The sequence below is a fragment of the Streptomyces sp. NPDC059853 genome (genome assembly GCF_042731495.1).
Taxonomy (GTDB): domain Bacteria; phylum Actinomycetota; class Actinomycetes; order Streptomycetales; family Streptomycetaceae; genus Streptomyces.
Window position 1 is genome coordinate 1 of the sequence record NZ_JBHWJL010000528.1, and the last position, 1,809, is coordinate 1,809.

The window sequence follows — 1,809 nt, forward strand, 5'->3', positions numbered from 1 at the left end:
GGCGGCGCGGCGGCGGGGGGGGGCGGGCGGCGGCCGGGCGCCGGGCCGCCAGCAGGAGGGTCGCGGTGCCGATGGTCAGGGCCGCGGCGCCGCCCAGGGCGAGGGCGGCGGTGCCGGCCGGGTCACCGCCGGTGGCGGCCAGTTCCCGGTCGTCCTCGCCGGTGACCGGGTCGCCGGGGTCGCCGGCCGGGGCCGGGGCGTTGCCCGCCGGGGCGGCGGGCGTGTCCCCGGGCGGCTCCCGGTCCTCGCCGGGGGCCGTGGCGTGGTCGTCGTGCTCGTCGTGCCCGGTGTGGTCGTCGCTCCCGTGGTCAGCGTGCTCGCCGTGCTCACCGTGCTCGCCGTGGCCGGAATCCTCCGCGCCGGGCGCGGGCTCCGGCTCGGGGGCGGGCGGGGCCGGCTCGACGGCCGTTCCGCCGCCGCCCGCGCCGCCGAACACCACGTCCGAGCAGGTGTAGAACGCCTCGGGGCTGTCGCTGCGCTGCCAGACGCTGTAGATCAGATGCCGTCCCGACCGCTCGGGCACCGTCAGGTCGAAGACGTAGGAGCCGTTCTCCAGCGGCGGGTCGGTCACCTCGCCGAAGGACTCCAGGTCCGACCAGCGCAGCGGGGCGGTGGGGTCGTACCCCTCCTTGGTGATGAACAGTTCGAAGCCGCCGCGGTGCGGGGCCGTGGCCCGGTAGCGGAAGGTGTGCGGCCCGGCGGAGAGCGTGGAGGCGGGCCAGTCGGCGCGTGCCTGGTCGAGACCGGCGTACTTGTCGCGGCCCGCGCTGCACAGGTGGCCGTCCGGGATCAGCTCCCGGTGCCGGCCGGCGGCGTCGGCGAGGTTGACCTCGTTCCAGTCGTACAGGGGCTGGGTCCCGCCGAGGGCGACCAGGTCGCGGCAGGCGCCGGAGACCGGGCTCTCGGGTCCTTCGTCGAAGCAGGTCTTCACCCGGCTGACCGGGTCCTCCAGCGAGCCGTGGGCACCGGCCGGGGTCGCGGTGGCCAGGGTGATCATCAGCGGGGCAACGGCCAGGGCCGCGACCGTGGCGGCGGCGCGCAGCGCAGTCATCGTCGAACGTCTCCTCGGATCGGGGGCCCGGGCCGTGACGGGGGATCAGCGGCCCGGGGAGTGAGCACGCTAGCCGCCGGACGGGCCCGATCCGGGCGGCCGGAGGGGGTTTCACGGGTCTTTAAGTCCGGGCTAAGGGGCGGTGCAAGGCCGGGTTAAGCACGGAAGGGGCGGGTGGGGCGCCACGGGCGGACGGTGAACTTTCGGTCATAGGCCCCGGGCGGGGACAGGCATGGTTGACATGGTTAGGTATGCCTAACCTAAATTGATCGACGGCCGAGCCGCACTCGACCGCCGCGCACCACCCGCATCACCGAGCACCCCACCGTCAACGCAAGGGACCGTACAGAGCCCATGAGCATGCCCGGCCACGCACCAACCGTGCCCGTGCCCCCCACCCTGCTGGAGCCCGACCTGCTCGCCGCCGACCCCGCCGGACTGGCCGACGTCGGCAGACTGGTCACCGAACTCACCAGGGAAGCCGCCGGCGCCCTGCGCCGCCGCACCGGACCGCTGCCCGCCCAGACCCCCGGCCAGCTCGCCGCCCTCGTCGACCGGCAGTTCCCCGACGGGCCGATACCCCGGCACGGCGGCGGCCGGGCAGCCGTCCTCGCCCTGGCCCGCGCCTACGCCGCCGGCACCGTGGACCTCGCCGATCCGCGCGCCGCCGCCCACCTCCAGCCCCCCTCGCTCAGCGTCGCCGCCGCCGCCGACGTCCTCGCCTCCGTCTTCAACGCCTCCGTCGACACCTGGGACTC

General features: G+C 76.0%; 1 protein-coding gene and 1 pseudogene. One reads left to right on the forward strand and one right to left on the reverse strand.

Translation table 11 applies throughout. The features are described 5' to 3' along the window. Window positions 1-1,051: lytic polysaccharide monooxygenase (locus tag ACFV5N_RS27575; protein WP_385605196.1), on the reverse strand; the 1,051-nt coding region annotated here is incomplete at its 3' end. 381 nt (window positions 1,052-1,432) lie between these two features. Here ACFV5N_RS27575 and ACFV5N_RS27580 point away from each other — a divergent pair. Beyond that, window positions 1,433-1,809, forward strand: a pseudogene (locus ACFV5N_RS27580) (aspartate aminotransferase family protein); the annotation flags it as partial.